Raw genomic sequence first — 16,751 nt, 5'->3', positions numbered from 1 at the left:
ACAAAAAACATCATGAAAATAATAGCTGTAATTCCCGCTCGATATGCATCCACTCGTTTCCCTGCAAAATTAATGCAAGATTTGGGAGGCAAAACCGTTATCCGTAGAACTTATGAAGCGGCTATTTCGACCCACTTATTTGATGATGTTTTTGTGGTAACAGATTCTGACCTAATTTATAAGGAAATTGTCTCGAATGGAGGTAAAGCCATCATGTCGATAAAAGCGCACGAAAGTGGTAGTGATAGAATTGCAGAAGCTGTTGAAAACATGGACGTTGATGTTGTAATCAATGTACAAGGTGATGAACCATTTATTAATAAAAATCCGTTAGAGAAGCTAATTCAAGTTTTCAGAAATGATGTTGAAAAGAAGGTTGATTTGGGTTCGTTAATGTTTGAAATTACCGATAAAGAAGAAATTAAAAATCCGAACAACGTAAAAGTGATTACCGACCAACAAGGTTTTGCGTTATACTTTTCACGATCGGTTATTCCTTTTCCTAGGGAAGAAAATGTGGGTGTTCGCTATATGAAACACATTGGAATATACGCTTTTAGAAAAGAAGCTTTGATGGATTTTTACCGTTTACCTATGTTATCTTTGGAAGCTTCTGAAAAATTAGAACAACTTCGTTACTTAGAATACGGAAAACGAATTAAAATGGTAGAAACTTCTCATGGAAGTATTGGAATTGATACACCAGAGGATTTGGAAAAAGCTAGAAAGTTATTGTAATTTTTTAATAGTAAACAATTCATTGTGTACCTCAATTTTGGGATACAACCGCACCGAATAATTGCTATTAAATTTACTTTTATACAAGGCATTCCTTCTTCTATCATTATAGTCTAAAGTCATGGTATTAAACAAGATAAAGCCATTAACATTAAGTAAAAAATTAATACGATTTATAAAAAAATCTTCAAATAAAAAATTGGGCATTGTCGTATCTTGAAAGATATCAATAATGATTAAATCATACTTTTCTTTGGTTTTTAATACAAAGGCAAACGCATCATCAATAACAATTGTAACGTTGTTGTAATTTCCTAATCCAAAATAGTTGTTCGCTAATTCAATTACGATAGGATCAATTTCAACCCCAGTAATTTGACCTTCAAATTTAATTTCTCTTTTAAGGGTTTCAATGACACTGCCACCAGCAACTCCTAAAACTAAAATAGACTTGAAATTCTGAATTCGTTCATAACCTATATATTTCAGTCCTTTTTTCAACACGCGTTGTAAACTACCAAAGGAGTAATTTGTGTTTTCAGAATCTAAAACCAAATACCCATTATTCCATGTAACTTCAAGATTTTTACTGTAAACCGATTTTCGTTCGTGAATTTTTAAAGGAAATAAAAAACTAAGTAAGCGCTTAATCATATAACTTTGTTTGTAATCGTAAATATAATTTTATTTTTGTCTCAAAATCGTCTTATATGAAACAAATTATATACAAATTCATCTTCTGTAAAGTTTTTGGTTGGAAAGTTGTTGGAACTATAGCGCCTGAAATAAAAAAATGTGTCTTAATAGCGGTTCCCCACACGAGTTGGTGGGATTTTTTTCTTGGCATTTTTTCACGCGGCATTTTAAATTTGGAAATAAATTATGTTGCTAAAAAAGAATTATTTGTGTTTCCTTTTAATTATTTTTTTACTTGGACAGGAGGTACCCCATTAAACCGCCAAAAAAATGAAAACAAAGTAGATACCATAGCTAAGATATTTCAAGAAAAAGAAGTTTTTAGATTGGCTATAGCCCCAGAAGGGACCAGAAAAAAGGTATCAGAGTGGAAAACAGGATTTTATTACATGGCGTTAAAAGCGAATGTTCCTATTGTTCCTGTAGCGTTTGATTATGGCAGAAAAGAAGTAGTGTATCATGAACCGTTCTATCCAACAGGAAATATTGATGCGGATTTAAAACAGCTAAAATTGTATTACAAAGGGGTAGTGGGTAAAATTCCTGAAAAGAGCTTTACGGCAATTTAAAAAGATATAGACGCTGGAGAAATTCAGCGTTTTTTTATGCTTTATAATTTTTAAACGTTCCGTTTTTGAAAAAAATTACAATTCTTTCAATCTCTTCTGCATTTTCAAGGGGAGGCTGAAACGAGTTTAAATCATCTTGCTCCGAAAAAAGGGATTGCGCTTCTTTTGTTGTTGATGAAAACAAATCAGGTTCGGCGGATGGAATTTCAGCCGCAGCAGAAGAAGAAGTCTTTTTGCTAGGGGCTGAAACATTTTGATCAGAAAGTTCCGATTTTGGAAAACTTCCAGCGCCATTTAAAATCCAATACAAATCTACTTCAGGAAATACTTCAACTACTTTTAAAACGAAATCCAAACTCGGTTTGTTTCTTCCAGAAAGGAGGTGAGATAAACTAGAACGTTGCACCCCGATTTTATCAGCAAATCCAGAAGCGGATAAACCATAGTAATCCAAGATAATTTCCAACCGTTTAATAAAATCGTCTATGTTTAACATTGTAAATAGGTATCCATATATTAACGTTACAAATGTAAATAAAATAGCACTATAAAACAAGTTTACAAATGTAAAACACGCAAATAAATATAAATTATCACATTATATAATAACTATTAAACTATTGATATAAAGTTATTTAGCTATTGCAATTTTATTTATTCGTTTTTGTAAACATTAAGCAAACCTCTATGAATAAGTACTGTTAATACCTGTTTACAGAAGTAAAAAGTAAAGCGCTTTACACTGTTTACATTTGTAAAAATAAAGTTGTTTACATTTGTAATCTAATATTGTTTTATGAATTATTTACAACTCGCAACCTCCTTTTTAGAAACGAGATTAAAAGGAAAATATATTACGCTCGATGCAATTACCCCAATTTTAAAATCTTTTGAAAACGTTTTTGAAGTTACATCTGCAGGTAAATCGGTTGAAGGTCGTGTGATTTACAAAGTTAAAATTGGCAACGGTCCGACTAAGATTTTAATGTGGTCGCAAATGCACGGAAACGAACCCACGACAACTAAAGGACTGTTTGATTTTTTTAATTTTTTGGCGGTGGAATCTGAGTTGGCGAAAAAAATCAAAGCGCAATATACTTTTGTATGTTTACCAATGTTAAATCCTGACGGTGCCTTTCATTATACGCGTGAGAATGCCAATAAAGTTGACTTAAATAGAGACGCTTTAAATGTATCACAACTCGAAATGAAAGTCTTACATGAGGTCTATGGTAGCTTTCAACCAGATTATTGTTACAATTTGCATGACCAACGTACTATTTTTGGTACGGATAACTATAATTTACCAGCAACCCTCTCTTTTTTGGCGCCTGCCTTTAATGAAGAAAGAGATTTTAACGATGTCCGAATGAAGGCGATTGTTAAAATAAACCTTATGAATAAGGTCCTGCAAGAGTTTATACCGGGCCAAGTAGGGCGTTTTGATGATAGTTATAATGTGAACTGTACAGGGGATTTTTTTACTACACAAAACACACCTACTATATTGTTTGAAGCGGGGCATTTTCAAGAGGATTACCAACGAGAAGAAAGTAGAAAATATGTTTTTATCTCACTTTTAAGTTCAGTATCAAGTCATAACGAAAACGTTATAGTTGATAATGAATTACAAGAATATTTGCATATTCCTCAAAATAATAAAAGATTTTACGATTTAATTTATAAAAATGTGAAAATTATTAACAATAGTGTTGAAAAAATAATTAACTTTGCCGCTCAATTTGAAGAGGTCTTGATACACAACGAAATACAATTCGTAGCTAGGATTTCAAAAGTTGAGGATTTGGAAGGATATTTTGGGCATTTAGAATTCGATTGCAAAGAAATGCTATTTAGTGCTGAAGGTTCAAATTTTCCAGAAATTGGAAAAAAAGCAGATTTTTTATTGAATAATTCTATTGAATATCGTAACGGTGTGAATATTATTTAATAAATTTGCGAATATATTTAATAAAAATTAAAATTTTAACATTTATTATAAGCACTTATGAGTAAGTTTCGATTAGATGAAGTTGATCATCAAATTTTAGACATGTTGATTGATAACACCAGAGTTCCTTTCACAGATATTGCAAAAAAATTGCTAATTTCTGCAGGAACCGTTCATGTTAGAGTAAAAAAGATGGAAGATGCTGGAATTATTCAAGGTTCATCATTGACTTTGGATTATGAAAAATTAGGCTATTCTTTTATTGCTTATGTGGGTGTTTTTTTACACAATACTTCACAAACAAAATTTGTTTTAGAACGTATTAATCAAATTCCATATGTTACAGTAGCGCATGTTACTACAGGGAAGTTTAATATTTTTTGTAAAATTAGAGCCAAAGATACCAAACATGCCAAAGAGGTTATTTTTATGATTGATGATATCGATGGGGTTTATAGAACAGAAACCATGATTTCTCTTGAAGAAAGTATCAACGATAAGAAAAGATTGATGCATACGATTTTTAAAGAACTTTAATATTTTAAGCCTCAGTATATTGAGGCTTTTTTATTTTTCAATTTTTATGAAACAGTTACAACCAAATGAATATGCAGCATATCAAATGAATTACATTCGTTTGGTACCCGAAGAAGATATAGTGAAAGGCCTTATTTCTCAAAAAGAGGAAATGTTGCATTTTTTTACTTCAATTCCTACTTTTAAACAGGAATATCGTTATGCTCCTAACAAATGGACAATTAAAGACATCATATTGCATTTGATAGATGCAGAACGTATTTTTGCTTATAGGGCTTTACGAATAGCTAGAAATGATGCTACTCCTTTACCTGGATTTGATGAAAATGATTATGTAATTAATGCAAAGGCTAATGAAAGAGATTTTGAGAGTTTATTGCATGAGTACAGCGCAGTTCGAAATGCAACCATAAGTTTGTTTGAGCATTTTACGGAATTAGAATTGAAAAAATTAGGAAATGCATCTCATTCAAGTGTTTCGGTAAGGGGAATCGGGTATTGTATTTTAGGGCACGAATTGCACCATAAAAACATTATAGTAGAACGTTATTTATAATAAAAAAAGGGAAATTCAATTTCCCTTTTTTTATGAATTAACCTTATATAAATTAATCTTCTTCGTCTTCATCTAAATCTTCAGCATCATTAGCCATGTCATCGTCTTCGTCATCTTCATCCTCGTCTTCTTCAATGTCTAATTCTTTTAAGCCTGCAATTTTGTCGACAACAACTTCTTCAACTATAATATCATCTTCTTCATAATTTTCAATACGATCAGATAATTTTGTACTTACTTTTACTAAAAAAATAGTATCAGATGTGCGAACTTCTACAGCCTCAATTGTCTCATTTTTAGCATTTTTGAATCGGATAATATCCGAATCATCATATCCATCAGGAAATTTCTCAACTAGCAAGGTTAAGATCTCATTTGTTAATTTAGCGTAATCAACAATAACTCTTTTCATTGGGTAGGTTTTATCTTGTATTTTGTCCAAATGTACTATCCTAAAACTATATTTTCAAACAAATTGAAATATTTTTTTCAACAAATTACCAGCCTAAAATATAAGCAAACATTAGGGGTGCAACTATCGTAGCGTCAGACTCTACAATGAATTTAGGAGTGGTAATATCTAGTTTTCCCCAAGTGATTTTCTCATTAGGAACTGCTCCTGAGTATGAACCGTAACTTGTTGTAGAATCAGATATTTGACAAAAATAGCTCCAAAACGGCACATCATGCATTTCCATGTCTTGATATAACATGGGTACTACACAAATAGGGAAGTCACCAGCAATACCACCACCAATTTGGAAAAAGCCAATTCCTTTACCAGCACAGTTTTTTGGATACCAATCCGCTAACCACATCATGTATTCGATTCCACTTTTCATTGTAGAAGGTTTGAAATCTCCTTTGATGCAATAAGAAGAGAAAATATTACCCATAGTACTGTCTTCCCATCCTGGAACAACTATTGGTAAGTTTTTTTCAGCAGCCGCTACCATCCACGAATCAGCAGGGTCAATTTCATAATATTGTTTTAAAACACCCGAGTTGATCATTTGATACATAAACTCATGTGGAAAATAACGCTCTCCTTTAGAATCAGCATTGTTCCAAATATCAAATAAGTGTTGTTGTAATCTTCTGAAAGCTTCTTCTTCTGGAATACAAGTATCGGTCACACGATTGTAATGGTTCTCCAATAAATCCCACTCTTCTTGAGGAGATAAGTCTCTGTAATTAGGGACTCTCTTATACGAATTATGGGCAACCAAATTCATGATGTCTTCTTCTAAATTAGCACCCGTACAAGAAATAATGTGTACTTTATCCTGACGAATCATTTCGGCTAATGATTTCCCCAATTCAGCTGTACTCATTGCTCCAGCTAAGGTAATCATCATTTTTCCGTTGTCTAATAAATGTTCTTCATATCCTTTTGCTGCATCTACTAAAGCAGCTGAGTTAAAGTGAAGATAATGTTTCTCTATAAACTGACTAATTGGTCCTTTGCTCATTATTTCTCGATTTATTGTTCTTTTCTTTTGTTGTATCCTAAAATTTCTAAAACGTCTTCCGCCTTTTGCTGTTCCGAAAATACTTCGGTCGCAATAATTCCGTTTTTATCTTTGTCAATTAAAATATGTTTCGGTTGTGGTAAAATACAATGGCTTAATCCGCCAAAACCACCAATCGTTTCTTGATAGGCTCCTGTGTTGAAAAAGCCGATATACAACGGTTTTTCTTTATTGTATTTTGGTAAATAAACGGCATTCATATGCTGTTCAGAGTTGTAATAATCATCACCGTCACATGTAAGGCCTCCTAATAGCACTCGTTCGTAGGTGTCGTTCCAACGATTAACTGCCATCATCACAAAACGTTTATTAATTGCCCAAGTATCAGGAAGGGTAGTGATGAAAGAGGAGTCAATCATGTTCCAATTTTCTCTGTCATTTTGCTTCTTTTGATAGAGTACTTGATAAATAGCACCTCCAGCTTCACCAACGGTAAACGAACCAAATTCTGTAAAGATATGTGGCACAGCAACTTCTGCATCATCACAAGCTATCTTGATTTGATTTAAGATTTCATCTACCATATATTGGTAATCATATTCAAAAGCCAATGAATTTTTAATCGGAAATCCGCCACCTATATTCAAACTGTCTAATGAAGGACATTCTTTTTTCAAAGCAATGTACACTTTCATACATTTAAGCAACTCATTCCAATAATAAGCCGTATCACGAATACCTGCGTTTATAAAAAAGTGAAGCATTTTAAGTTCTACTTTCTTATTATCTGCAATTTGTTTTCTGTAAAAAGGAACAATGTCTTTGTAACCAATACCCAAACGCGATGTGTAAAATTCAAATTTCGGTTCTTCTTCTGCCGCAATTCGAATTCCAATTTTAAATTTTCCATCAATTTCCTCTTGTAATAAGTCTAACTCTTCGAAGTTATCGATTACTGGGATTGTGTTTTTGTGTCCGTTGTTAATTAAACGAGCAATATTTGTTATGTATTGCGCTCTTTTAAATCCGTTGCATACAACAAACGTATTCTTGTTAATTTTTCCTTCTTCCATAAGTGTTTCAACAATATCTATGTCAAAAGCGGAAGAAGTCTCAATGTGAATGTTATTTTTTAAAGCTTCATTTAAAATAAACTGAAAATGAGAACTTTTTGTGCAATAACAATAAAAATATTTGGCGTCATAATCGTGCTTTTCCATGGCATTTCTAAACCACATTTTAGCGCGATTAATGTTCTGTGATATTTTAGGTAAATAGGTGAACTTTAACGGGGTTCCGTACTCTTCAACAAGCTTCATTAAATCAATACCATGAAACTGTAAATTATCTTTGTTTAGAGTAAATTCTTCTTGTGGGAAGTAAAAAGTTTGATTGATAAGGTCGTAATATCTTGTGTTCATTTTGAAAATTTAGATTAAATTAAAAAGATTTAATTAGCAATAATCAAAAATTTTCAAACTCTAATATTGGCAAAGCGAATCAGTAATTTTTCACTAAAAGCTTTTGATGTTTCAAAAATATCAATAATGTGAAAGCTAAAAATAGAAAAGAAGAGACGCCCAATTATAGAAATGTCTGTATTTCTATTATCAAGTGTTCTGTTGAAATCGGATTGTTTTTTATTTTCTTTCATTAGGGGGCAAAGTTAAAAAAATAAAATGGCTTACAAATAAAGAAAAATAAAAAAATAATTACAACAAATAATCTTCAAAAGCCTTGTATATCAATTTGTTATCAGATTCCTGGTTGATTTTACTTCTGCCTATTCCGTCTAGTAGTGCAAATTGGACTTTTCCAAACTCATTTTTTTTATCAAAAATGAGTAGTGCTATAATTTTCTCTATGTCGGTAGCTTCAAACACAATAGGTTCAAAAATATCATTAATGATATACTTTATTTCATGGTATTCTTCATTAGAAAGCAATCCTTTTTCTTTTGAAATGTAACTTTCTAAAATCATACCAGCAGCTATGGCCTCTCCGTGTAACAGTGTTTTTTTATCTTCAGATTCTAAAAAAAAGCTTTCTATACCATGCCCCAATGTATGTCCAAAATTTAAAGCTTTTCGAATTCCGTTTTCTGTTAAATCTTCACAAACAATAGTGTTTTTTATTTGAATGGATTGATGAATTAATTCGTTTAAATCATCAGTATTTAAGTTAGTTAAGTTTTTAAATTTATCCCAATACAGTTTGTCATAAATCAGACCGTGCTTCAGCATTTCTGCTAATCCAGAACGCATTTCTCTTTGTGGTAACGTGCTCAAAAAGGAAGGGTCAATGATTACGGCTTTGGGTTCGCGAATTATTCCAATTTGATTTTTTAAATTTCCTAAATCCACACCGTTTTTACCTCCAATAGAGGCATCCACCATAGCAAGTAAGGTTGTCGGAATGTTAATAAAATCGATCCCTCTTTTAAAGGTGCAAGCTACAAAACCGCCCAAATCGGTAATGACACCACCCCCTAAATTAAGAAGTATGCTTTTTCTGTCCGCTCCTAATTCCGATAAAGCACCCCAAACCTCAGTACAAGTTGTAATGTTTTTGTGTATTTCACCAACTTCCAATTCGATAATTTCGATTTCGATATCAGTGGCTAATTGGTTCAATAAATGAGGTAAACAATACTGCGAAGTGTTCTCGTCAACTAAAATAAAAATTCTAGAATAACTTGAGGCAGTTAGGTAAGAGGCTAGTTTTTCATAGCCTGTTTCATTAAAAAATACGGAATAATTAGTAGCTTGTATTGTTTGCATGAAAAAGTGTAAATTTTGACTGCAAAATACGTCATTTTTTATTTATTATTCGATAACTGTGGCGTATATTTGTATCACTTTATTTAAAACACAATGAATACACTATTTAATAATACAGAAGTCGCTTTTGCATTAAAAAGTGACACCGAATTGGAAAGGGCTTATTTTTTATTCAAACTAATTGATAGCCAACCTCTAGTTAAAATTGGTACTGCGGTTACCAATTTTGCATTAAAAGCCCACTTGCCAGTAGAAGGATTAATTCGTTCAACCGTTTTTGATCATTTTTGTGGAGGCGTTAATGAAGTGGATTGCCTTCGTGTAGTGGATAAAATGTATACGAAAGGCGTTTCTTCGGTTTTAGATTATTCCGTTGAAGGAAAAGAAGAAGAAGCGCAATTTGATGCTGCTTTAAACATGACTCTAAAGACAATTGAATTCGCTAAAGAAAGAGAAGCAATTCCCTTTGCGGTTTTTAAACCTACTGGATTTGGTCGATTGGCCTTGTACGAGAAAGTAGGCGAGAAAGCTTATTTAACTGAAAACGAACAAAAAGAATGGAACCGTGTTGTCGAACGCTTTGATATTGCATGCAAGACCGCATTTGAGAAAGATGTTTTGTTGTTAATCGATGCTGAAGAAAGTTGGATGCAGGACGCTGCTGATGCCATTGTAACCGACATGATGCGTAAATACAACAAACAAAAAGCTATTGTTTTCAATACCCTACAAATGTACCGTTGGGATCGTTTAGATTATTTGAAAAACCTTCACGAAGAAGCAATAAAAGACGGATTTTATATTGGGATGAAACTCGTTCGTGGTGCTTACATGGAAAAAGAAAATGAAAGAGCAGCTGAACGCGGTCAAAAATCCCCAATTTGTGTATCTAAAGAAGCTACCGATACGAATTATGATGCAGCTGTTTCTTACATGATTGATCATTTAGACAAAATGGCCGTTTTCGCAGGTACGCACAATGAGGAAAGTTCGTATAAATTAATGCAATTGATGCAAGAAAAAGGAATTGCAAAAAACGATAACCGTATTTTCTTCGGACAATTATTAGGAATGAGTGATAATATTAGCTTCAATTTAGCCGCTGAAGGTTACAATGTAGCAAAATATTTACCTTTCGGACCCGTTCGTGATGTAATGCCCTACTTAATTAGAAGAGCAGAAGAGAATACTTCTGTAGCAGGTCAAACAAGTAGAGAATTGACGCTTATCAAGAAAGAAAAGGAAAGAAGAAAATTATAAAGCGATAAGGAGGAAATCAATGGCAGGAAATAGTTTTGGAAAATTATTAAAATTAACCACTTTTGGTGAATCTCATGGAGAAGCCTTAGGAGGAATTTTAGATGGATGTCCTGCAGGGATTGATTTGGATTTCGACTTTGTTAGGTCGGAAATGCAAAGAAGAAAGCCAGGACAGTCTGCAATTGTTACCCAACGAAAAGAGGAGGACGAGGTACAATTTTTGTCTGGAATTTTTGAAGGAAAAACAACAGGAACTCCTATAGGTTTTATCATTCCCAATACCAATCAAAAGTCTAATGATTATACCGATATAAAAGATTCATATCGTCCTAGTCATGCGGATTATGTATATGAGAAAAAATACGGTATCCGTGATTATCGCGGAGGTGGAAGAAGTTCTGCTCGCGAGACAGCTTGTAGAGTAGTGGGGGGCGCTATTGCCAAACAAATTATTCCAGAAGTAAAGATCAATGCATTTGTATCCTCTGTTGGAGAAATTTTTATTGATAAACCCTATCAAGACCTGGATTTTTCTAAAATTGAAAGCAACCCTGTTCGCTGTCCTGACACCGCATCAGCCGAAAAAATGGAGCAATACATCAAAGAAATCAAAAAACAAGGGGATACGGTTGGAGGAACCATTACGTGTGTAATTCAAAACGTACCCATCGGACTTGGAGAACCTGTCTTTGATAAGTTGCATGCTGAATTAGGCAAAGCGATGTTGTCAATTAATGCCGTGAAAGGCTTTGAATTTGGAAGTGGTTTTTGTGGTGCCAAAATGAAAGGTAGCGACCACAACGATGCATACAATGCTGATGGTTCAACAAAAAGTAATTTATCAGGAGGCATCCAAGGAGGCATTTCAAACGGTATGGATATTTACTTTAGAGTAGCATTCAAGCCTGTTGCCACATTAATACAAAAACAAGAGGTATTAACCAATAGTGGAGAAATTAGAGAACAACACGGGAAAGGACGACACGATCCTTGTGTGGTACCAAGAGCCGTTCCCATTGTTGAGGCTATGGCAGCATTAGTAATAGCAGACTATTTTTTGCAAAACAAAATATACTTGTAATGAAAAACGACCAAAATTATTGGTCGTTTTTTTTCTTTTTATCACTATTCATCATCAAAATTACGGCGCTTACTAAGCCCAAACAGACCAATCCAAAAACAATAGACATGATAAAGGTGCCATTGCCGTGTGAATAAAGGGGTACGAATAAATTTGTCATACTTAAAAAGGTTAGAATTTAAACAAAGATACTAGTAACCTCTAATTTATTTCCTGATAATTATCATGTAAGTTTATTCCAGAAACTTTGCTTTCAATTCGGGTGTAGGAATCATGCAAGCTTCTTTTTTGCCATACCAGTTGTACCTATTTTTGGCTACATAGTCATAAACAGCGTCTCTTATTCCAGTAGGTAATATTTTGAAAACAGCGGCTAATGTAAAAATTCCACTTAATCCTTTCGCAATTTCTAAAGCTGCAGTTGATTTATAATAGTATGAAATACCCGGCTCGTATAAAACAATACTGTCGGTATGAATCGGATTAATCCCAATGTGTTTTAAGATTTTTTGACCCAATTCCGATTCCAGAGGAACAAACCGAAAGCGATCTTTTTTGTCATGCTTGATAACATATTGAACGGAGGAATCGCAAAGGTTGCAAACACCATCGAACAATATGATTTTCTTATCTTGTGGTAAGTCTTGTATTTCCATTTTTTAATTTCAAGTTCAAAATTGAGGAACACAGATTATTAAAATTTTAGAAATAATAACAATCTATGATCGGTGTAAAATAAAACGTATAAGTTTTTAACCTTATAGCTTCTAGTGAGCAAAAGTTCATAAAAGACTTTCTTTTTTAACTATAGATTTTAAAAAAGTAAAACGTCTTAGTGGAGCTCTAATCAATACAAAAATAAGCAAATAAACGCGGCCAAACACTGTAAAAATTAAACGGGTTGCACATATTCCAATTGCTCTAAACTCACCTTTGAAGTAAAAATACCGTAATTTACCGTCGCTTTGGATTTCTCAATAACATCGATAGTACCAATGGCTTTTCCGTCTTTCATTCGCACTCGATCCCCAACTTTTAAAACTACTTTTGGCTTATTTTCTTCTTCTATTTTAGCTTTGATTTTCTTTTCTTTTTTAACAGTGCGAATTTCCTCTACCTTAACTTTGACTTCTTCTGCTACCTTTTTCTGAATAACTTCTTTGACCTTTTTCTCTTTGGCTGAAAGCTTTCTGCGCTTCGAATTCTCAATTTCAACCATCTTTAAAAATTCGCCAATTAACGTCTTTTTGTCTTTGTTGTTGAAGTAACTCTCTGAAATATCATCAATCTTTTGTCCAATGTAAATCAAACGTTGGTTCGCATCATATAATTCTTGATAACGCTCTAATTTCTCTTGAATTTTAGCGTTAATGGTTTCCATTTTCTTACTTTCTTCACGCGCTTTGCTTTCCTCTTCTTTTAATGTTAAAGACGTTTTTTCTAATTTAGAACGTTCTTTTTGAAGGGTTGCTATAGTTTTATCAAAACGAACTTTTCCGCCTTCAATTTTCTTTTTCGCACGATTGATTAATCCAAATGGAATGCCGTTTTTTTGTGCTACTTCAAAGGTAAACGAACTTCCAGCCTGACCTAAAATCAATTTATACATGGGTTCTAAGGATTTCTCGTCAAACATCATGTTCGCATTCGATGCATAAGGCAATTCATTCGCCAGTATTTTTAAATTGCTGTAATGCGTTGTAATAATACCAAAAGCCTCACGAGCATAGAATTCTTCTAAAAAGGTTTCGGCTAAAGCTCCTCCTAATTCTGGATCCGAACCGGTTCCAAATTCATCAATTAGGAATAAGGTTTTTGCGTTACACTTTTTTAAGAAATAATTCATATTCTTCAATCGGTAACTATAGGTACTCAAATGATTTTCAATGGATTGGTTATCACCAATATCCGTTAAAATCCTATCGAATAAAAAGGTTTCACTGCGCTCGTGAACCGGAATCAAAATCCCACTTTGTAACATCAATTGTAACAATCCAACAGTTTTTAAGGAAATTGTTTTTCCACCCGCATTGGGTCCCGAAATCACAATAATACGGCTTTCGTTATGCAATTCAATGGTTTGGGGATAAGTAACGGCTTTCTTTTCCTTATTGTTCAAATATAAAATAGGATGGAAGGCTTCCCTAAAAAACATTCGTTTTTCTTCGATGATATTGGGAAGAATACCGTTGATTTTATTGGCATATTTCGCTTTTGCAGCTATTACATCAATGTCACTTAAAAAGTCTTGATAAGCGGCAATTGTTTCGATAAACGGACGAATTTCATTTGTCAAGCGCTTTAAAATGCGCATGATTTCTTCGCGTTCTTCGTATTCTAAATTATTCAGTTCTCGAGAATAACGTTGAGCTGCTTCAGGTTCGATGTAAGCGATGCTACCTGTTTTAGAACTTCCTAAAATAGCACCTTTTACTTTTCTTCTGTACATAGCTAAAACGGCTAAAACTCTGCGGTTTTCAACTACTGTTTCTTTGATATCATCCAAATAACCAAGCGAATTGTATTGACTCAGTGCCATGCCAAAACTTTGGTTAATTTTCCCACGTACCACATTAATATTTCGGCGAATATCTACTAAATCAGGGGAAGCATTATCTTTTATTATACCAAATTTATCTACCACTTCATCAATACGTTGGATAATTAACTTTACAACGTCAATTTGGGAAGCTTTTTGATATAGGGTGGGATAGTAATCTTCGAATTTCTTTAAAAATTGAATCAATGTAATTGCTGTTTCCGAAAGATTAGCAATTTTTTTGAAACTTCCCACTTCTAAGAAACTATCTTCTATGGCTAAAAACTTTAGTTCGTAGTTGATGTTTTCAAATCCGTGATTTGGAATCGCATTATTGTTGGTAAACGAAGATAAATATTCCGAAGTCTGCTTTAAGTTGATTAGCAAGGCTTCTTTGTCTTTAAACGGAGTTATCGCCATGGCTTTTGCTTCACCAATATCGGTATTGCAACGGCTGGCAATGGTTTCTAAAACCGTATTAAATTCTAAATCTTGAAGTGTTTTTTCTGTAATCGAAATCATTTTTCTTTTTCTGTAGGTCAAAGTTACAAAGTAATGAATCCATATTGCAATAGAAATTTATATTTTTGATAAAAATTATAAAATGTTTATCAAGAATCAGAGTTGGCAAGCTTTACTAAAAACGGAATTTCAAAAGCCTTATTTTAGAGATCTAATGGAACAAGTGGAGCATGAATACGCGACTTCAATATGTTTTCCTCCAAAAGAGCTAATTTTTTCAGCTTTTGAACAATTTGATTTTCAAGACATTAAGGTGGTTATTATTGGTCAAGACCCCTATCATGGATCTGGAGAAGCAAATGGTTTGTGTTTTTCAGTAAATGATGGAATTGCAATTCCTCCTTCCTTGAAAAATATTTTTACTGAAATCAATACCGAATACCATAAAATTCTTTTTCCAACATCAGGCAACTTAGAGTGTTGGGCCAAACAAGGTGTTTTGTTGTTAAACGCAACTTTAACCGTAAGAAAAGACGAAGCTAACAGTCATAAACACTTAAAATGGAACCTTTTTACCGACGCAGTAATTGACTTAATCAATCAAAATGCGGAAAATGTGGTATTTTTATTATGGGGCAGTTTTGCTCAAAAAAAGGGAAAACGAATTGACAAGAATAAGCATTTGATTTTAGAAAGCGGTCATCCATCTCCGCTTAGCGCTAATCGAGGCTTTTGGTTTGGAAACAATCATTTTCAATTAACCAATGCCTATTTGAAAGAAAAGGGTAAAGAGGTTATAAATTGGGAACTGTGATTCGAAATTTCAAATAAAGGCAATAGCAACATCTTTTTTATTATGCTTCAAAATATTCCTATATTTGGAGCAAATTATTAAACAAACTAATACGAGTATTTACCATGAAATTATTAGAAGGAAAAGTGGCCATCATCACAGGGGCTAGCCGTGGAATTGGTAGCGGAATAGCAAAAGTTTTTGCAGAACAAGGCGCTAATGTTGCTTTTACATATAGTTCATCTGTAGAATCCGCTATGGCTTTAGAAAATGAGTTAAACGCTTTAGGAATTAAAGCTAAAGGATATAAATCAAATGCTGCAGATTTTAACGAAGCACAAAAGTTGGTAGATGACGTAATTGCTGAATTCGGAACAATCGATGTGTTAATCAATAATGCGGGTATCACAAAAGACAACTTATTAATGCGCATGTCAGAAGAAGATTTTGATAAAGTAATCGAAATCAACTTAAAATCGGTTTTCAACATGACTAAGGCAGTTCAAAAAATCATGTTGAAGAATCGCAAAGGGTCTATCGTAAATATGAGTAGTGTTGTAGGCGTAAAAGGTAACGCAGGTCAGGCGAATTATGCTGCTTCAAAAGCAGGTATGAACGGATTTACGAAATCAATCGCATTAGAATTAGGGTCAAGAAACATCCGTTGCAACGCTATTGCTCCAGGTTTTATTGAAACTGAAATGACAGCGAAATTAAACGAAGATGTAGTCAAAGGTTGGCGTGATGCTATTCCATTAAAACGTGGTGGAACTCCTGAAGATGTAGCCAATGTATGTGTGTTCTTAGCATCTGACATGAGTGCCTATGTAACGGGACAAGTTATTAACGTTGATGGTGGAATGCTAACATAGGAGCTTAAAAGGTTAAAGTTTATAAGTTTAAAAGATAAGAAATGAGCGTTTTTAGTTTTGAAAGGTTAATTGCTTGGCAAAAGGGTAGAGAATTAGCTTTAATAATTTACAAGACTACAAAACAATTTCTTAAAGATGAAACTTTTGGTTTAACTAGTCAGATGCGAAGATGCTCAATATCTATTGCATCAAATTTAGCAGAAGGTTCTGGAAGAAATTCATATAAAGACAAAGCAAGATTTTCTGAAATAGCTTATGGTTCTTCTTTAGAATTATTAAATCAAGTTATTTTATGCTATGATTTTGAGTACTTAAATGAAAACGAATACTTATTAGTTCGAGAAAAAAATACAGAAGTTAATATGCTAATTGATGGTTTGTACAAATCACAAATGATGAAAGCGAATCAATACTCTTAACCTTCTAAACCTATAAACTTTTAAAC

The 16,751-nt window shown here is 33.3% G+C and carries 20 protein-coding genes; 10 read left to right on the top strand and 10 right to left on the bottom strand.

What is annotated here, in order from left to right:
- Positions 1–12: 12 nt before the first annotated feature.
- Positions 13–738, top strand: a complete 726-nt coding sequence (gene kdsB / locus BUE95_RS12520) for a 3-deoxy-manno-octulosonate cytidylyltransferase (protein WP_073585038.1) — start codon at positions 13–15, stop codon at positions 736–738.
- Here the strand turns inward: kdsB and BUE95_RS12515 are convergent.
- Positions 730–1,392 carry a spermidine synthase gene (locus tag BUE95_RS12515; RefSeq protein ID WP_073585036.1) on the bottom strand — a complete coding sequence of 221 codons (663 nt, stop codon included), beginning with the start codon at positions 1,390–1,392 and terminating at the stop codon, positions 730–732. The genes kdsB and BUE95_RS12515 overlap by 9 nt on opposite strands.
- 56 nt (positions 1,393–1,448) lie before the next feature.
- Between BUE95_RS12515 and BUE95_RS12510 the strand changes: the two genes are divergently transcribed.
- Positions 1,449–2,003 carry a 1-acyl-sn-glycerol-3-phosphate acyltransferase gene (locus tag BUE95_RS12510; RefSeq protein WP_073585034.1) on the top strand — a complete coding sequence of 185 codons (555 nt, stop codon included), beginning with the start codon at positions 1,449–1,451 and terminating at the stop codon, positions 2,001–2,003.
- A 34-nt stretch (positions 2,004–2,037) separates the two neighbouring features.
- Here BUE95_RS12510 and BUE95_RS12505 read toward each other — a convergent pair whose 3' ends face one another.
- On the bottom strand, positions 2,038–2,499 hold the full coding sequence (locus BUE95_RS12505) for a helix-turn-helix domain-containing protein (RefSeq protein WP_073585032.1): 462 nt from the start codon (positions 2,497–2,499) through the stop codon (positions 2,038–2,040).
- 300 nt (positions 2,500–2,799) lie between these two features.
- Here BUE95_RS12505 and BUE95_RS12500 point away from each other — a divergent pair, with 300 nt between their 5' ends.
- The 3 genes from BUE95_RS12500 to BUE95_RS12490 are packed head-to-tail and all read left to right on the top strand — an operon-like array spanning position 2,800 to position 5,047.
- On the top strand, positions 2,800–3,954 hold the full coding sequence (locus BUE95_RS12500) for a M14 family zinc carboxypeptidase (protein WP_073585030.1): 1,155 nt from the start codon (positions 2,800–2,802) through the stop codon (positions 3,952–3,954).
- A gap of 57 nt (positions 3,955–4,011) precedes the next feature.
- On the top strand, positions 4,012–4,491 hold the full coding sequence (locus BUE95_RS12495; protein ID WP_073585028.1) for an Lrp/AsnC family transcriptional regulator: 480 nt from the start codon (positions 4,012–4,014) through the stop codon (positions 4,489–4,491).
- A 46-nt stretch (positions 4,492–4,537) separates the two neighbouring features.
- Positions 4,538–5,047: a DinB family protein gene (locus BUE95_RS12490; RefSeq protein ID WP_073585026.1), complete on the top strand. Its 510-nt coding sequence runs from the start codon at positions 4,538–4,540 to the stop codon at positions 5,045–5,047.
- A 52-nt stretch (positions 5,048–5,099) separates the two neighbouring features.
- On the opposite strand, the gene BUE95_RS12485 is transcribed toward BUE95_RS12490, so the two are convergent.
- From BUE95_RS12485 to aroB, 5 genes are all read right to left on the bottom strand, one after another.
- Positions 5,100–5,459 (bottom strand): DNA primase, encoded by a 360-nt coding sequence (locus BUE95_RS12485; protein ID WP_073585187.1) that lies wholly within the window; start codon positions 5,457–5,459, stop codon positions 5,100–5,102.
- Positions 5,460–5,544: 85 nt separating this feature from the next.
- A complete protein-coding gene (locus tag BUE95_RS12480) occupies positions 5,545–6,519 on the bottom strand; it encodes a deoxyhypusine synthase family protein (protein WP_073585024.1) in 975 nt (324 codons plus the stop codon).
- Positions 6,520–6,530: 11 nt separating this feature from the next.
- Positions 6,531–7,940, bottom strand: coding sequence for a type III PLP-dependent enzyme domain-containing protein (locus BUE95_RS12475; RefSeq protein ID WP_073585022.1), 1,410 nt, complete (start codon positions 7,938–7,940; stop codon positions 6,531–6,533).
- 53 nt (positions 7,941–7,993) lie between these two features.
- On the bottom strand, positions 7,994–8,173 hold the full coding sequence (locus tag BUE95_RS13835; protein WP_073585020.1) for a hypothetical protein: 180 nt from the start codon (positions 8,171–8,173) through the stop codon (positions 7,994–7,996).
- Positions 8,174–8,231: 58 nt separating this feature from the next.
- Entirely contained in the window at positions 8,232–9,299 is a 1,068-nt protein-coding gene (aroB, locus tag BUE95_RS12465) for a 3-dehydroquinate synthase (protein ID WP_073585018.1), read from the bottom strand.
- Between the two features lie 93 nt (positions 9,300–9,392).
- Here aroB and BUE95_RS12460 point away from each other — a divergent pair, with 93 nt between their 5' ends.
- Both BUE95_RS12460 and aroC read left to right on the top strand, forming a co-directional pair.
- Positions 9,393–10,559 carry a proline dehydrogenase family protein gene (locus tag BUE95_RS12460; RefSeq protein ID WP_073585016.1) on the top strand — a complete coding sequence of 389 codons (1,167 nt, stop codon included), beginning with the start codon at positions 9,393–9,395 and terminating at the stop codon, positions 10,557–10,559.
- 19 nt (positions 10,560–10,578) lie between these two features.
- Positions 10,579–11,640, top strand: coding sequence for a chorismate synthase (aroC, locus tag BUE95_RS12455; RefSeq protein WP_073585014.1), 1,062 nt, complete (start codon positions 10,579–10,581; stop codon positions 11,638–11,640).
- Positions 11,641–11,656: 16 nt separating this feature from the next.
- Here aroC and BUE95_RS13750 read toward each other — a convergent pair whose 3' ends face one another.
- The 3 genes from BUE95_RS13750 to BUE95_RS12445 all read right to left on the bottom strand — a co-directional run bounded on the left by BUE95_RS13750 (position 11,657) and on the right by BUE95_RS12445 (position 14,701).
- Positions 11,657–11,800: a hypothetical protein gene (locus BUE95_RS13750; protein WP_200778623.1), complete on the bottom strand. Its 144-nt coding sequence runs from the start codon at positions 11,798–11,800 to the stop codon at positions 11,657–11,659.
- Between the two features lie 73 nt (positions 11,801–11,873).
- Positions 11,874–12,296 (bottom strand): thiol-disulfide oxidoreductase DCC family protein, encoded by a 423-nt coding sequence (locus tag BUE95_RS12450; protein WP_084530305.1) that lies wholly within the window; start codon positions 12,294–12,296, stop codon positions 11,874–11,876.
- 236 nt (positions 12,297–12,532) lie between these two features.
- Positions 12,533–14,701 carry an endonuclease MutS2 gene (locus BUE95_RS12445; protein WP_073585012.1) on the bottom strand — a complete coding sequence of 723 codons (2,169 nt, stop codon included), beginning with the start codon at positions 14,699–14,701 and terminating at the stop codon, positions 12,533–12,535.
- Between the two features lie 82 nt (positions 14,702–14,783).
- Here BUE95_RS12445 and ung point away from each other — a divergent pair, with 82 nt between their 5' ends.
- The 3 genes from ung (at position 14,784) to BUE95_RS12430 (ending at position 16,725) form a co-directional block, all read left to right on the top strand.
- Positions 14,784–15,455, top strand: a complete 672-nt coding sequence (gene ung, locus BUE95_RS12440; protein WP_073585010.1) for a uracil-DNA glycosylase — start codon at positions 14,784–14,786, stop codon at positions 15,453–15,455.
- A 104-nt stretch (positions 15,456–15,559) separates the two neighbouring features.
- The gene (fabG, locus tag BUE95_RS12435) at positions 15,560–16,306 is read left to right on the top strand and encodes a 3-oxoacyl-[acyl-carrier-protein] reductase (RefSeq protein ID WP_073585008.1); all 747 of its coding nucleotides are present in this window, start codon (positions 15,560–15,562) and stop codon (positions 16,304–16,306) included.
- A 41-nt stretch (positions 16,307–16,347) separates the two neighbouring features.
- Positions 16,348–16,725 carry a four helix bundle protein gene (locus BUE95_RS12430; RefSeq protein ID WP_073585006.1) on the top strand — a complete coding sequence of 126 codons (378 nt, stop codon included), beginning with the start codon at positions 16,348–16,350 and terminating at the stop codon, positions 16,723–16,725.
- Positions 16,726–16,751: the final 26 nt, after the last annotated feature.

The organism is Flavobacterium cucumis (assembly GCF_900148835.1).
In the GTDB taxonomy this organism is placed as follows: domain Bacteria; phylum Bacteroidota; class Bacteroidia; order Flavobacteriales; family Flavobacteriaceae; genus Flavobacterium; species Flavobacterium cucumis.
Note: the sequence above shows the minus strand (reverse complement) of the source record. Positions and strands in the feature narration are given on the sequence as shown.

Coding starts and splice junctions, on each gene's coding strand:
- kdsB (WP_073585038.1), top strand. CDS start 13: ATGAAAATAATAGCTGTAATTCCCGCTCGATATGCATCCACTCGTTTC.
- BUE95_RS12515 (WP_073585036.1), bottom strand. CDS start 1,392: ATGATTAAGCGCTTACTTAGTTTTTTATTTCCTTTAAAAATTCACGAA.
- BUE95_RS12510 (WP_073585034.1), top strand. CDS start 1,449: ATGAAACAAATTATATACAAATTCATCTTCTGTAAAGTTTTTGGTTGG.
- BUE95_RS12505 (WP_073585032.1), bottom strand. CDS start 2,499: ATGTTAAACATAGACGATTTTATTAAACGGTTGGAAATTATCTTGGAT.
- BUE95_RS12500 (WP_073585030.1), top strand. CDS start 2,800: ATGAATTATTTACAACTCGCAACCTCCTTTTTAGAAACGAGATTAAAA.
- BUE95_RS12495 (WP_073585028.1), top strand. CDS start 4,012: ATGAGTAAGTTTCGATTAGATGAAGTTGATCATCAAATTTTAGACATG.
- BUE95_RS12490 (WP_073585026.1), top strand. CDS start 4,538: ATGAAACAGTTACAACCAAATGAATATGCAGCATATCAAATGAATTAC.
- BUE95_RS12485 (WP_073585187.1), bottom strand. CDS start 5,459: ATGAAAAGAGTTATTGTTGATTACGCTAAATTAACAAATGAGATCTTA.
- BUE95_RS12480 (WP_073585024.1), bottom strand. CDS start 6,519: ATGAGCAAAGGACCAATTAGTCAGTTTATAGAGAAACATTATCTTCAC.
- BUE95_RS12475 (WP_073585022.1), bottom strand. CDS start 7,940: ATGAACACAAGATATTACGACCTTATCAATCAAACTTTTTACTTCCCA.
- BUE95_RS13835 (WP_073585020.1), bottom strand. CDS start 8,173: ATGAAAGAAAATAAAAAACAATCCGATTTCAACAGAACACTTGATAAT.
- aroB (WP_073585018.1), bottom strand. CDS start 9,299: ATGCAAACAATACAAGCTACTAATTATTCCGTATTTTTTAATGAAACA.
- BUE95_RS12460 (WP_073585016.1), top strand. CDS start 9,393: ATGAATACACTATTTAATAATACAGAAGTCGCTTTTGCATTAAAAAGT.
- aroC (WP_073585014.1), top strand. CDS start 10,579: ATGGCAGGAAATAGTTTTGGAAAATTATTAAAATTAACCACTTTTGGT.
- BUE95_RS13750 (WP_200778623.1), bottom strand. CDS start 11,800: ATGACAAATTTATTCGTACCCCTTTATTCACACGGCAATGGCACCTTT.
- BUE95_RS12450 (WP_084530305.1), bottom strand. CDS start 12,296: ATGGAAATACAAGACTTACCACAAGATAAGAAAATCATATTGTTCGAT.
- BUE95_RS12445 (WP_073585012.1), bottom strand. CDS start 14,701: ATGATTTCGATTACAGAAAAAACACTTCAAGATTTAGAATTTAATACG.
- ung (WP_073585010.1), top strand. CDS start 14,784: ATGTTTATCAAGAATCAGAGTTGGCAAGCTTTACTAAAAACGGAATTT.
- fabG (WP_073585008.1), top strand. CDS start 15,560: ATGAAATTATTAGAAGGAAAAGTGGCCATCATCACAGGGGCTAGCCGT.
- BUE95_RS12430 (WP_073585006.1), top strand. CDS start 16,348: ATGAGCGTTTTTAGTTTTGAAAGGTTAATTGCTTGGCAAAAGGGTAGA.